General features: G+C 71.1%; 13 protein-coding genes. 8 read left to right on the forward strand and 5 right to left on the reverse strand.

All coding sequences use genetic code 11. The annotated features are described in order from the left end of the window. Window positions 1–26 precede the first annotated feature (26 nt). Window positions 27–692, reverse strand: coding sequence for a response regulator (locus ACPXCS_RS09495; protein ID WP_425944924.1), 666 nt, complete (start codon window positions 690–692; stop codon window positions 27–29). Beyond that, window positions 689–1,735, reverse strand: a complete 1,047-nt coding sequence (locus tag ACPXCS_RS09500; RefSeq protein WP_425944925.1) for a sensor histidine kinase — start codon at window positions 1,733–1,735, stop codon at window positions 689–691. The genes ACPXCS_RS09495 and ACPXCS_RS09500 overlap by 4 nt, the downstream gene beginning before the upstream one ends. A 124-nt stretch (window positions 1,736–1,859) precedes the next feature. Here ACPXCS_RS09500 and ACPXCS_RS09505 point away from each other — a divergent pair, with 124 nt between their 5' ends. Next, the gene (locus ACPXCS_RS09505) at window positions 1,860–2,345 is read left to right on the forward strand and encodes a cation:proton antiporter regulatory subunit (RefSeq protein ID WP_365093646.1); all 486 of its coding nucleotides are present in this window, start codon (window positions 1,860–1,862) and stop codon (window positions 2,343–2,345) included. Window positions 2,346–2,349: 4 nt separating this feature from the next. After that, on the forward strand, window positions 2,350–3,585 hold the full coding sequence (locus ACPXCS_RS09510; protein WP_425944926.1) for a cation:proton antiporter: 1,236 nt from the start codon (window positions 2,350–2,352) through the stop codon (window positions 3,583–3,585). Between the two features lie 445 nt (window positions 3,586–4,030). Here ACPXCS_RS09510 and ACPXCS_RS09515 read toward each other — a convergent pair whose 3' ends face one another. Further along, window positions 4,031–4,438 (reverse strand): MazG nucleotide pyrophosphohydrolase domain-containing protein, encoded by a 408-nt coding sequence (locus tag ACPXCS_RS09515; RefSeq protein ID WP_425944927.1) that lies wholly within the window; start codon window positions 4,436–4,438, stop codon window positions 4,031–4,033. A gap of 123 nt (window positions 4,439–4,561) precedes the next feature. Here ACPXCS_RS09515 and ACPXCS_RS09520 point away from each other — a divergent pair, with 123 nt between their 5' ends. Further along, entirely contained in the window at window positions 4,562–5,563 is a 1,002-nt protein-coding gene (locus ACPXCS_RS09520) for a TAXI family TRAP transporter solute-binding subunit (protein WP_425944928.1), read from the forward strand. Here the strand turns inward: ACPXCS_RS09520 and ACPXCS_RS09525 are convergent. Both ACPXCS_RS09525 and ACPXCS_RS09530 read right to left on the reverse strand, forming a co-directional pair. After that, the gene (locus ACPXCS_RS09525) at window positions 5,553–6,959 is read right to left on the reverse strand and encodes an ATP-binding protein (RefSeq protein WP_425944929.1); all 1,407 of its coding nucleotides are present in this window, start codon (window positions 6,957–6,959) and stop codon (window positions 5,553–5,555) included. The genes ACPXCS_RS09520 and ACPXCS_RS09525 overlap by 11 nt on opposite strands. A gap of 9 nt (window positions 6,960–6,968) precedes the next feature. Beyond that, window positions 6,969–7,655 (reverse strand): response regulator transcription factor, encoded by a 687-nt coding sequence (locus tag ACPXCS_RS09530; RefSeq protein WP_425944930.1) that lies wholly within the window; start codon window positions 7,653–7,655, stop codon window positions 6,969–6,971. Window positions 7,656–7,945: 290 nt separating this feature from the next. Here ACPXCS_RS09530 and ACPXCS_RS09535 point away from each other — a divergent pair, with 290 nt between their 5' ends. The 5 genes from ACPXCS_RS09535 to ACPXCS_RS09555 all read left to right on the forward strand — a co-directional run bounded on the left by ACPXCS_RS09535 (window position 7,946) and on the right by ACPXCS_RS09555 (window position 13,178). After that, window positions 7,946–8,722 carry an amino acid ABC transporter ATP-binding protein gene (locus ACPXCS_RS09535; protein ID WP_094053832.1) on the forward strand — a complete coding sequence of 259 codons (777 nt, stop codon included), beginning with the start codon at window positions 7,946–7,948 and terminating at the stop codon, window positions 8,720–8,722. Between the two features lie 74 nt (window positions 8,723–8,796). Beyond that, a complete protein-coding gene (locus ACPXCS_RS09540; RefSeq protein WP_425944931.1) occupies window positions 8,797–9,642 on the forward strand; it encodes a glutamate ABC transporter substrate-binding protein in 846 nt (281 codons plus the stop codon). 128 nt (window positions 9,643–9,770) lie between these two features. Continuing rightward, window positions 9,771–10,448 carry an amino acid ABC transporter permease gene (locus ACPXCS_RS09545; protein ID WP_425944932.1) on the forward strand — a complete coding sequence of 226 codons (678 nt, stop codon included), beginning with the start codon at window positions 9,771–9,773 and terminating at the stop codon, window positions 10,446–10,448. Then, complete coding sequence (locus ACPXCS_RS09550; RefSeq protein ID WP_425944933.1) at window positions 10,445–11,350, forward strand: amino acid ABC transporter permease; 906 nt, start codon at window positions 10,445–10,447, stop codon at window positions 11,348–11,350. Before ACPXCS_RS09545 ends, ACPXCS_RS09550 begins: the two co-directional genes overlap by 4 nt. A gap of 208 nt (window positions 11,351–11,558) precedes the next feature. Further along, window positions 11,559–13,178, forward strand: a complete 1,620-nt coding sequence (locus ACPXCS_RS09555; protein WP_425944977.1) for an FAD-dependent monooxygenase — start codon at window positions 11,559–11,561, stop codon at window positions 13,176–13,178. Window positions 13,179–13,232: the final 54 nt, after the last annotated feature.

A 13,232-nucleotide genomic window follows, 5' to 3' on the forward strand; every position in this document is an offset into this window, starting at 1 on the left:
GCCTGTGGACAACCCCGCCCCTGGGCTCACGGCTCGATGAGCCCGGCCCTGATGGCGTACCTGGTCAGCTCCAGCCGGTCGCGCATGCCGAGCTTCTGCAGCAGGTTGGCGCGGTGGCGTTCGACGGTCTTGGCGCTGATGAAGAGGAGTTCGCCGATCTCCTTGGAGGTGTGCCCCTCGGCGACCAGCTTGAGGATCTCCTCCTCGCGTTCGGTGATGGCCCGTTCCGGCAGGCCGTCGCCCCGGTGGAGGCGCTCCAGATAGGAGCGGACCAGGGCCCGCTCGGCGCCCGGGTAGATGAACGGTTCGTCCCGCACGGCCGCCCGGCACGCCTCGACCAGGTCGCGGTCGGCGACCGACTTGAGGACGTAGCCGCTGGCCCCGGCCCTGAGCGCCTCGAAGAAGTACTCCTCGTTGTCGTACATCGTCAGGATGAGGATGTGCAGGTCGGGCAGCCGGCGGGAGAGTTCCCTGGCGGCCTGGAGGCCGGTCATGCGGGGCATGGCTACGTCGAGGACGGCCAGGTCGACGGGGGTCTCCCGGGCCTTGGCGACGGCCTCGGCGCCGTCTCCGGCCTCGGCGACGACCGCCAGGTCCGGCTCGCCGTCCAGGATGAGGCGCACGCCCCGGCGCACCAGGGTGTGGTCGTCGGCGAGCAGAACGCGGATCGGGGTGGTCGCCGGGGTGCTCATCGGCGTGCTCCTTCCGGCGCCGGCAGGCGCAGCCGTACGTCGGTGCCGCCGTCCGGGGCCGGTCCGAGGGTGAGGGCGGCGCCGACCAGGAGGGCGCGTTCGCGCATGCCGGTGATGCCGGAGCCCTCGGCGGCGGTGCCGAGGCCCGTGCCGTTGTCGCGGACGAGGAGTTCGACGCCGCCCGGGACGGGCCGGAGGCGGAGTTCGGCGCGGTCGGCGCCGGCGTGCCGGGCCGTGTTGGTCAGGCCCTCCTGGGCCACCCGGTAGACGACGAGTTCCGCTTCCGGGGTCAGGGCGGGCAGGTCGCCGGTGATGTGGTGACGCACGGTCAGGCCGTGCGTGGTGAACTCGGCGGCGAGCGAGCGCAGGGCGCTGGCCAGGCCCAGCTCCTCCAGGACACCCGGGCGCAGCCGGCGGGCGATCCGGCGGATCTCGTCCAGGCCGGCCCGGGTCGCCTCCTGCGCCTGGCCGACCTCCTCGCGCAGTCCGTCGGGGGCCCGGTCGGCGACGCGCTTGAGCTGGAGCAGGACGGCGGTCAGGGTCTGCCCGACCTCGTCGTGGAGCTCCCGCGCGATGCGGTGCCGTTCGCTCTCCTGCGCGGACAGCGCGCGGGCGGCGCCCGCGGCCCGCTCGGCCTCCAGCCGGTCGAGCATCGTGTTGTACGTCGTGATCAGCCCGGCCGTCTCCGCCGGGCCGCCGACCACCGGGCGGGAGCCGGGGCGCAGCAGGTCCGCAGTGGCCATGGCGCGGTCCAGCCGCTGCAGGGGCACCAGCCCGAAGCGCAGGACGAGCGCGTTGCCGATCAGCAGCAGCGCCAGACCGCCGAGCAGGACGAGCGCCTCTCCGGCCAGGACGGGGGTGGAGACGGTGACCGGGCCGAGCAGCAGCGCGGTGGCCACCACCAGACCGGCCGCGTTGAGCGAGAAGATCCGCCAGAACAGCGACACGTTCCTGGCTCCGCTCCTTCCGGCGCTCGCGTCCGACACCTCCCCGGCCAGTCTCTCCGGCGGCCGGCCGTTGCGTATATCCGTCACGACACCCATGTCGCCACCGTACGGCCGGATGGCAGCATGCGGATGTGGCCCGTCCGTCGATCGGCACTGCTCACGGCACCGCTCAGGACACGGACACAGGCACCACCCAGTCGGACGAACAAAGGGAAGAAACGTGTCAGCTCCGCGCCTGAGGGCGACGCCGCTGCCGGGCATCGGGGTCCAGTACGACCTGGAGACCCGCGAACACCGGCATCTGTCGGTGGTCGCGCACCGCGACGGTACGCGCACGGTGAACGTGTACCGGTCCGACGATCCCGACTCCTGCGCGCAGTCCCTGCGGCTGACCAGCTCCGAGGCGGGCTCGCTGATCGACGCGCTGAAGCCGTCCCACCACAGCCCGAGCCTGCTGTACACGACGGACCTGGGCCTGGTCGCCGAGCGGATCGAGGTGGCCGCGACCTCGCGCTGGAACGGGCGGGTGCTGGGCGAGACCCGGATGCGGACGGACACGGGCGCGTCGGTGGTGGCGGTGCTGCGCCGGGCCGAGGCCATCCCCTCGCCGGCGCCGGACTTCCGGCTGGCGGGTGGGGACACGCTGATCGTCGTGGGCACGCGCGAGGGCGTCGACGCGGCCGCGACGATACTCGGGCGGGAGTGAGCCGGTGCACTCCGCGGTTCTGCTGATCGAGTTCGGTTCCATCATTCTCGGCCTCGGCCTGCTCGGCCGGTTCGCCGCCCGTTTCCGGCTCTCGCCGATACCGCTGTACCTCCTGGCCGGTCTGGCGTTCGGCGAGGGCGGGCTGCTGCCGCTGGGCGCGAGCGAGGAGTTCGTCGCCACGGGCGCGGAGATCGGCGTCATCCTGCTGCTGCTGATGCTCGGCCTGGAGTACACGGCGAGCGATCTGGTCTCCAACCTCAAGACGCACTATCCGTCCGGTCTGGTCGACTGCGCGCTGAACGCCCTGCCCGGGGCCGCGGTGGCGCTGCTGCTCGGCTGGGGGCCGGTGGCCGCGGTCGTCCTGGCCGGTGTCACCTGGATCTCCTCGTCCGGCGTGATCGCGAAGGTGCTCGGCGATCTGGGCCGGGTCGGCAACCGCGAGACGCCGGTGATCCTCAGCGTGCTGGTGCTGGAGGACCTGGCGATGGCGGTGTACCTGCCGATCGTCACCGCGCTGGTCGCGGGCGCCGGGCTGCTGGCCGGCAGCGTGACCCTGGCGATCGCGCTGGGCGCGGCGGGGCTCGTGCTGTTCCTGGCCCTGCGCTACGGCCGGGTCATCTCGCGGTTCGTCTCCAGCGACGACCCGGAGAAGCTGCTGCTGGTCGTGCTGGGCCTGACGATCCTGGTCGCGGGCGTCGCGCAGCAGCTGCAGGTGTCGGCGGCGGTCGGTGCCTTCCTGGTGGGCATCGCGCTGTCCGGGGAGGTTGCGGAGGGCGCGCACACGCTGCTGAGTCCGCTGCGCGACCTGTTCGCGGCGGTCTTCTTCGTCTTCTTCGGCCTGCACACCGACCCGTCGAGCATCCCGCCCGTCCTGCTGCCGGCCCTGGGCCTGGCCGTCGTCACCGCGATGACGAAGATCGCCACGGGTTACTGGGCGGCCCGGCGGGCCGGGATCTCCGTCAAGGGCCGCTGGCGGGCGGGCGGTGCGCTGGTCGCCCGCGGCGAGTTCTCCATCGTCATCGCGGGTCTTGCGGTCGGCGCCGGCATCGAACCGTCCCTCGGCCCGCTGGCCACGGCGTACGTCCTGATCCTGGTCGTCCTGGGGCCGCTCACCGCGCGGTACACGGAGCCGGTGGCGACCTGGTGGGGCCGACGCCGTGAGCGGAACCGGCCGGATCCGGAGCCGGAGCCGACGCCCCGGGCGACGGGGGCGGAGACGGAGGCTCCGGTCGCCGAGTGAGGTGGGGCCGGGCGATCGGGCCGGTGGGCGGGGCGGTCGGGCCTGGTGGCCGAGGTGATCGGGCCCGGCGGCCGGGCGGTCGGCCTTATGGCCCAGGTGATCGGGCCCGGCGGCCGGGGCGGTCGGCCGCCTTATGGCCCAGGAGGTCGGGCCCGGCGGCCGGGGCGATCGGCCGCCTTATGGCCCAGGAGGTCGGGCCCGGCGGCTGGGGCGGTCCGGCTGGCGGGCGGGGCGATCGGCCCCGGTGGCCGAGGTGATCGGGCCTGGCGCCCGGGGCGGCCCGGCTGGCGCGCGGGGCGATCGGGCCTGATGGCCCGGCACCGGGGCTCGGTACGGCCACCGGCCACGAGGCGCGGCCCCACTCGGAGGTGCGGCCACCGGCCACGAGGCGCGGCCCCACTCGGAGGTTCAGCCCCCCGCCATCCGACACCCGATGCCGCCCGGGTCAGACGCCCCCGCCCGGCTCCCACCCCTGCTTTCGCAGCACTCCGAGCACGTCCGGAGCCTCGTAGTGCTCCCCCTTGAGGACCTTGCCGTCGGCACGGCGGGAGACCGAGCCGTCCGGGCCGATCTTCGTCATGTTGGAGCGGTGGATCTCGGCGAGCACCGCGTCGAGGTCGATGCCGTGGACCAGGGCCGTGCCGTACGCGACGTAGACCACGTCCGCCAGTTCGTGCGCGAGCCGGTCGAGCGGGCCGGTCACCGACACCTCGGCGACCTCCGCGGCCTCCTCCGCGAGGAGTTCGCCGCGGTGGGCGGCGAGTTCCGGGGAGACCTCCGTCGGGGTGCTGCGGGCGTCCAGGCCGAAGGCCAGGTGGAATGCACGGACCAGGTCAGCGGGCGAGGAGCTCATGGGGGCGACTGTAGTGGCCGCCACTGACACACCGCCCGGTCTCTGCGCCCGCTCCCTGCTCCCGCCCCCTGCTGTGACCCCTGCCCTGGTCACGGGGGTACCCAGGCTGGCAGGATCGCCCGCATGTCCAGGACGTTCCCCCGTTTCGGCCGGCACCGGGCCCTGCGGGGCGGTGCCGCCGCCCTCGTGGTCCTCGGACTGCTGCTGTGGTGGCTGCGCCCCTGGGCCGAGGAGCCGCCGGGCGGGGCGATCGACTTCGGCACCGGCACACGCGCCGGGGTCTACCACGAGTACGGCGAACTCCTGCGCCGCGAGATCGTCAAGGACATGCCCGACCTGCGCGTGCGGCTGCTGACCAGTGCCGGATCGCAGGAGAACGTCGCGGACGTGGCGTCCGGCGACGCCGACTTCGCGATCGCCGCGGCCGACGCGGTCGCCACGTACAAGCTCGACAACCGCACGGGCGCCGACGCGCTGCGCGGCGTCGCCCGCCTCTACGACGACTACGTGCAGCTCGTCGTGCCGCCCGGCTCGGACATCCGCTCCGTCGCGGACCTGCGGGGCAAGCGCGTGGCCATAGGGCTGCCCGACTCGGGTGTGCGGCTGATCGCGAACGGCGTGCTCAGGGCGGCGGGCATCGACCCGGAGAAGGACATCGAGCCGTCCTCGGACGGCATCGACACCGGGCCCAAGCGGCTCGGCCACGGGCTCGACGCCTTCTTCTGGTCCGGCGGGCTGCCCACCGACGGACTCAGCCGGCTGGCGAAGAAGTCGGCGTCGGCCTTCCGGTTCGTGCCGATCGACGCCACGCTGGTGGCCAAGCTGCACGAACAGGGCGGTGCCACCCGGTACTACCGCGCCACCAAGATGCCCGAGTCGGCCTACCCCACGATCCAGCGGGGCAAGCCGGTGCCGACCCTGGCGGTGTCCAACCTCCTGGTCACGCGCAGCGACGTGGATCCGCGCCTCACCGAGTGGCTGACCCGCACGGTGATCGACCGACGCGACGGCATCGGCTCCACCGTCCACTCCGCCCAGCTGGTCGACGTGCGCACGGCGATCTACACCGACCCGCTGCAGCTGCACGTGGGAGCCCAGCGCTACTACCAGTCGGTCAAGCCGTAGGCGCCGACCTCGGGACGCGCACGGTCACCCGCAGGCCGTGCGGCTCGTGGTGGTCGTAGGCGATCGAGCCGCCGCCCGCCGCGAGCAGCGCCCGCGAGATGGACAGGCCGAGGCCCGAGCCCTTGATGTTCTGGTGCCGGCCGCTGCGCCAGAAACGGTCGCCGACGCGGGCCAGTTCCTCGTCGGTGAGGCCGGGGCCGTGGTCGGTGACGACGACGGTGGAGGTGTCGCCGTCCGGGGCGACCGTCACCTCGACCGTCTCGCCCTCGGGCGTGAACTTCACCGCGTTGTCGATGACCGCGTCCAGGGCGCTGGACAGGGCGACCGGGTCGGCCCAGGCGGTCGTCGGCGGGCAGTCGCCGACCAGGGTCACCCCCTTGGCCCCGGCGGTCGGCGCCCAGGCCGCGACCCGTTCGGCGGCGAGCTCGCCGACGTCCGTGATCCTCAGGTCCGCCTCGGTGTGCTCGGCCAGCGCCAGGTCCAGCAGGTCGTCCAGGACCTGCGCGAGGCGCTTGCCCTCGGCCTGCACGGAGGCGATCTCCTTGTTGCCCTCGGGCAGCTCGAAGGAGAGCAGCTCGATGCGCAGGAGCAGCGCCGCGAGAGGGTTGCGCAGCTGGTGGGAGGCGTCGGCGACGAAGGCGCGCTGCTGCTCCAGGACGTCCTCGACGTTGTCCGCCATCTCGTTGAACGACCGGGCCAGCCGCTGCAGTTCCGGTGGACCGCCGGCCGCGGCGACCCGGGACTTCAGCCGTCCGGTGGCGATGTCGTGCGTGGTGGCGTCCAGGATCCGCACGGGCTTGAGCACCCAGCCGGTCAGCCGCAGGGCGGCACCGACGGCCAGCAGCATCGCGCCGAACTCGCCCGCGCCGATGACCAGCCAGCCGTGCAGCGTCCGCGAGCGCATCTGCCCGGTCGGGGAGTCGGTGACGACCACCGCGACGACGTCACCGTCCCGAATGACCGGAGAGGCGACCACGAGGTTGCGGCGCTGCCAGGGCCACACCTGCTTCGGGTCATGGCTGCGGCGGCTGAGCAGCGCCTCGTCGAAGGCGGCGCGCACCTCGCCCGCCGCCGGCAGGGTCCACCTGGCCGGTGCCTTGGCCATGGCCTTGCGGCTGCGGTAGAAGACACCGGCGCGGATGCCGTAGACCTCGTGGTAGCTGCGGAGTTCACTGCTGAGCGTGGCCAGGCGCTCGTTCTCGAACGCGCCGGTGGTCCCGTCGGGCGAGTCCGTGACGAACTGCGCTAGGGCCGCGAACCGCGCGGTGTCGTCGATGCGGTCGACGACGACCTTCTGCTGCTGGGCGCCCGCCAGGCTGACCGCGAGCGGCACGCCGAGGGCGAGCAGTACGGCCGCCATCAGGACGATGAGCAGCGGGAGCAGACGAGTGCGCACCCGGCCCCGCTATCCGGCAGGCGCGACGAGCCGGTAGCCGACCCCGCGTACGGTCTCGATGAGGGCGGGCATGCGGAGCTTGGCGCGCAGGGACGCGACGTGCACCTCCAGGGTGCGCCCGGTCCCCTCCCAACTGGTGCGCCACACCTCGCTGATGATCTGCTCCCGGCGGAAGACCACCCCGGGCCGCTGCGCGAGCAGGGCCAGCAGATCGAACTCCTTGCGGGTCAGCTGGATCACCGACCCGTCGACGCTGACCCGGCGGGTGGGCAGCTCGATGTGCACCGGGCCGAGCCGCAGCGCGGTCTCGATGCCGCTGGAGGTGTCCTCGTGGGAGGTGCGCCGGCTGACCGCGTGGATCCGGGCGAGCAGCTCGCCGGTGTCGTAGGGCTTGACGACGTAGTCGTCGGCGCCGAGATTGAGGCCGTGGATGCGGGAGCGCACGTCGGAGCGGGCCGTCACCATGATCACGGGGGTGGTGGTGCGCTTGCGGATCTTGCCGCAGACCTCGTACCCGTCCTGGTCGGGCAGGCCCAGGTCGAGCAGGACGACACCGAAGCCGTCCCCCTCGGGGACCAGGGCCTGGAGAGCCTCCTCGCCGCTGCGCGCGTGCGTGACGTCGAAGCCGTGCCGTGCCAGGACCGCCGACAGGGCGGCGGCGACGTGGTTGTCGTCCTCGACGAGCAGCAGTCTCACCCGGGCCCCCTTCGGTTCACTGGCCGTACGATCTAGGTGTGTACAAAAACGCGTGCACGCGCGCGCGTGCACCCTGTGCAGTCACGCTGATGGATGAGGACGGCGTCAAGAGGGTTCCGGTTGCTGAGGGCTTCCGTTACCCGGCTGGTATGAGCGCCGCTCCCCAGTGCTACGACATGTGTCCGATTGCTATCGGATCGTGATGCTCAGATTCCCCTCAGATGTAATGACGCAGGTCGTAGAGGGTTACTACTGTCCTCCGAAACCGAGGAGGACGGAGCCTGAGAGCGATGACCGAAGTATCGGTGGCCAAGGAAGATGTGGCCGCGACCGGAGAACTGGTCGTCCTGAAGAGCGTCAACAAGCATTTCGGCGCGTTGCACGTACTCCAGGACATCGACCTGACGATCGCCCGCGGTGAAGTCGTCGTGGTCATCGGACCGTCCGGGTCCGGCAAGTCCACGCTGTGCCGCACCATCAACCGCCTGGAGACGATCGACTCCGGCTCGATCACGATCGACGGCAAGCCGCTGCCGGCCGAGGGCAAGGCCCTGGCGAAGCTGCGCGCCGACGTCGGCATGGTCTTCCAGTCCTTCAACCTCTTCGCGCACAAGACCGTGCTCGAGAACGTGATGCTCGGCCAGATCAAGGTCCGCAAGAAGGACAAGCAGGCGGCCGAGGAGCGGGCCCGCGCCCTGCTCGACCGGGTCGGCGTGGGCGCGCAGGCCGAGAAGTACCCGGCACAGCTCTCCGGCGGCCAGCAGCAGCGTGTCGCGATCGCCCGGGCGCTGGCCATGGAGCCGAAGGTGATGCTCTTCGACGAGCCCACCTCCGCGCTCGACCCCGAGATGATCAACGAGGTGCTGGAGGTCATGCAGCAGCTCGCCCGCGACGGTATGACCATGATCGTCGTCACCCACGAGATGGGTTTCGCACGATCGGCGGCAAACCGCGTGGTGTTCATGGCGGACGGCCGAATCGTCGAGGAGGCTGCGCCCGACCAGTTCTTCAGCAATCCGCGCAGCGACCGCGCCAAGGACTTCCTGTCGAAGATCCTGCACCACTGACGGCGCGCGTCGCGCCCGCGACGGTCCGCGTCACCTGCAACGACGGTTTCTCTTCACGGCAAAGGATGTTCCCAATGAAGCTCCGCAAGGTCTCCGCTGCGGCCGCCACCGCTCTCGTCCTCGCTCTCACTGCCACTGCCTGTGGCGGCGACGACGGCGGTGACTCGAACGGCTCCGGCTCCGGCGGCGGCGACAAGATCAAGATCGGCATCAAGTACGACCAGCCCGGTCTGGGCCTGAAGGAGCCCGACGGTTCCTTCTCCGGCTTCGACGTGGACGTGGCGACGTACGTGGCCAAGGAACTGGGTTACGAGCCCAACCAGATCGAGTGGGTCGAGACCAAGAGCGCCGACCGTGAGAACGCGCTGTCCCGCGGCGACGTGAAGATGATCGCGGCCACCTACTCGATCACCGACGAGCGCAAGCAGAAGGTCGACTTCGCCGGTCCGTACCTGCTGGCCCACCAGGACCTGCTGGTGAAGAAGGACTCGGACATCACCAAGGCCACGGACCTCAACGAGAAGAAGCTGTGCTCGGTCGCCGGTTCGACCTCGGCGCAGAACGTCAAGGACGACTTCGCCCCGAAGGCCCAGCTGAGCGAGCGCGGTGGCTACTCGGAGTGCCTCTCCGCCCTGCAGAGCGGTGCCGTGGACGCGCTGACCACCGACGACTCGATCCTCGCGGGTTACGCCGCGCAGGAGCAGTACAAGGGTCAGTTCAAGCTGGCCGGCCTGAAGCTGAGCAACGAGAACTACGGCATCGGGGTCAAGAAGGGCGACAAGGCGACCCTCGACAAGATCAACAAGGCCCTCGAGAAGATGGTCAGCGACGGCGCGTGGGAGAAGGCCGTCCAGGAGAACTTCGGCCCGGCGAACTACAAGAACGAGCCCGCCCCGAAGATCGGCCAGATCGTCCAGTAACGCGGGACTCCGCCGACGCAGGATCCCCGCAGCCCTTGCGGGGATCCGCAGGCGCGCTGCCGTCGCTCCTCTGACGGCAGCGTGCCACGTCCGCCCCCTACGCCACCCACCCGGAAGCGCGGGAGATCGTGTTCGACTTTCTTTCAAAATATGACGACCCGTCCGTGCTGGGCGCTTTCTGGGTCACCATTCAGCTCACCGTCTTCTCAGCCATCGGTTCCCTGATCTGGGGCACCCTCCTGGCGGGCATGCGGGTCAGCCCCGTCCCGCTGATGCGCGGTTTCGGCACCGCCTACGTGAACATCGTCCGCAACATCCCGCTGACCGTCATCATCGTCTTCACCTCGCTCGGCCTCGCCGACATCTTCGGCGTGACGATGGGGGCGACCGATGACTTCGAGCTCAAGTACTTCCGGCTGGCTGTGCTGGGCCTCATCGCCTACACGGCCGCCTTCGTCTGCGAGGCGATCCGCTCCGGCATCAACACCGTGCCCGTCGGGCAGGCCGAGGCTGCACGGGCCATCGGGCTCAGCTTCAGCCAGGTGTTGAGGCTCGTGGTACTGCCACAGGCGTTCCGCTCGGTCATCGGCCCACTGGCCAACGTGCTCATCGCGCTGACCAAGAACACCACCGTGGCGGCCACCATCGGCGTGGCGGAAGCCGCCCTCCTGATGAAGGAAATGATCGAGAACGAGGCTCAGACGCTGCTCATCGGCGCGGTCTTCGCCTTCGGGTTCGTGGTACTGACCCTGCCCACCGGCCTGATCTTCGGCTGGCTGAGCAAGCGACTGGCGGTGAAGCGATGACTTCCGTTCTGTATGACACCCCCGGGCCGAAGGCCAAGCGGCGCAATGTGCTGTTCTCGGTGGTCTTCTTCGTCCTGCTCGCGCTGCTGCTGTGGTGGGTGTGGCAGACGCTGGACGACAAGGGACAGCTGAAGTGGTCCCTGTGGAAGCCGTTCACCACGTCAGAGGCCTGGACGACCTATCTGCTGCCGGGACTGGCCGATACCCTGAAGGCCGCGGCGCTCTCCATGGTCATCGCCCTTCCGCTGGGCGCCGTCCTCGGCATCGCGCGCATGTCGGACCACCGCTGGGTGCGCGTCCCGGCCGGTGCGGTGGTCGAGTTCTTCCGGGCCATCCCGGTGCTGCTGCTGATGCTGTTCGCCAACGAGTTCTACGTCCGCTCCACCGGCATCCCCAGCGATGAACGGCCCCTGTACGCGGTCGTCACCGGCTTGGTGCTCTACAACGCCTCGGTCCTGGCCGAGGTCGTCCGCGCGGGCATCCTCTCCCTGCCGAAGGGGCAGTCGGAGGCGGCCATGGCGATCGGCCTGCGCAAGAGCCAGACGATGAGCAGCATTCTGCTGCCGCAGGCCGTCACGGCGATGCTGCCGGCCATCGTCAGCCAGCTCGTCGTCATCGTGAAGGACACCGCGCTGGGCGGCGTGATGCTCGGGTTCACCGAGCTGCTCAACACGCGCAGCACCCTCGCGGCCAACTACGCGAACGTCATCCCCAGCTTCATCGTGGTGGCGGTCATCTTCATCGTGCTGAACTTCATCCTCACGTCCTTCGCCTCCTGGCTGGAGGGCAGGCTGCGGCGCAGCAAGCGGAGCACCGGGGCGGTTCTGGGCGCCGAGAAGGTCGACGACCTCAATGCCGCCGAACTGGGCGGTGGAACCGACGCCGGCGGCACTACTCGCTGACGGTCGGCCGGTACTCGGCAGGGCTCGTCTGACGCTCTCTCACCTCTCGTGACACACTCAGGGGCAGTGGCATGATCGCCACTGCCCCTCGTCACTTGACGCAAGCACCGGCAATGGGTTGCATACGTTCTGTGATCGTGCACCCTGCTCCACCTTCGTGTTCACCTACGTCTCTCAGGACAACACCACGGGCAGGGGGCGCCGCGCCGTGGATCCGGTGATCATCGTGGGAGCGGGGCCCGTCGGGCTCACGCTCGCCCTGGCGCTGGCACGCCAGGAAGTGCCCTGCGTCGTCCTGGACGAAGGCCCGGGCAAGGACGAACCCCGCGCGGCACGCTCGGTCGTCCTGCGTGAGGACACCGCCGCTCTCATCGAACGTCTGACCGGTGTCCCCCTGGACCAGGTCGGCGCCCACTGGGCCGGATGGCGGTCGGTGCGACGCAAGCAGGTGATGCGCGAGGTCTTTTTCGACGGCAGCGAACCGATTCCGCTGCACATCGCCCAGCACGTCCTGACCGGCATCCTGCGTTCCGCGCTCGCCGGCGAACGGCTCGTCAAGATCGCCGTCGACAGCCGCCTGGACGGCATCGAACAGGAGCCCTCGGGCGTCACGGCCCACACCCGCGGCGACAAGGGCACCTGGTGGCGCGGCAGTTACCTGGTCGGCTGCGACGGTCCCCGCTCCACCGTGCGCAAGCTCCAGGACATCCGCTTCCCGGGCCGTACGGCGGTGGAACGTCACGCCGTCGCGGCTCTGCGCACGGAACTGCCCTGGCCCCACGAGGCGTTGCTGCACCGCTCGCCGCCCTGGCGCACGTCAGGCCCCTCGGCCGGTGAGATCAGCGCCCGGCCGCTGCCCGACGGCGTCTGGCGCCTGGACTGGCTCCTGCCGCCCGGCAAGGACCTGGTCACTCCCGAACTGCTGCTGACCCGCATCCGGGAGACCCTGGCCGGCTGGACGGGCGGCGAGACCCCGCCCTACGAACTGCTCGACACCGGCGTCCACACGGTTCACCACCGGCTGGCCCGCCGCTGGCGCGCCGACCGCGTCTTCCTCGCGGGGGATGCGGCCCACCTGCTCGGCGCCCTCGGCACGCACGGGCTGGACGAGGGGCTGCGGGACGCCGACAACCTCGCCTGGAAACTGGCCCTGGCCTGGCACCACGGCCCGCACGAAGCACTGCTCGACAGCTACCAGGCCGAACGCCGTGCGGTCGTCGCCGCCCGGCTCCGCGCCGCCGACCAGGCGCTGCCGCTGCTGCGCGGCGGTGGGGGCCTGCGCTCCTACGTCCCCGGCTCGTCCCGGGGCCACGACGCGCTCCTCACGGACGGTCACCTGGGGCAGGGCCAACTCGGCGCGCCGGGGGCGTACGCCGACTCACCGCTCGCACCCGGGCCCCTGGAAGGGACGGTGCCCGTCGACACCCCGCCCGGAGCTCCGGTCACCGACGTCCAGGTCACCGCCGAGGACGGCACCTTCGTGCGGCTGCACGACCGGCTGGGCCGAGGAGCACTGCTCGTCGTGCTGATCGCGCCGGGCACGGGCGTGTGGGAACGCAAGCACTGGGCCCGGGCGGGCATCATGCCCCGGCTCGCGGCGGCCGTGGCGGCCCTGCCGTACTCCGCCGAACTGCTGGTCGCCGAGAGCTATCCGGGCGCGGCCGCCCACACCGTGCTCCTGGTACGCCCCGACGGGCACCTCGTCACGGCGTTCGGCGGTGTCCGCCCCGAGGAGCTGTACGCGGCGGCCGAGGCCACGGTCGGCGGACCGGCGAAGGCGCAGACAGAGGCGCAGACCGAAGCGGGTGCCTCGGCCGGCTCTCCCTGACACCGGCACGTGGAGTGACGCCTTCACTGTCACGGTGCGTCCGCATGGTGACAG

The sequence above is a fragment of the Streptomyces sp. DT190 genome, from assembly GCF_049846985.1.
Taxonomy (GTDB): domain Bacteria; phylum Actinomycetota; class Actinomycetes; order Streptomycetales; family Streptomycetaceae; genus Streptomyces.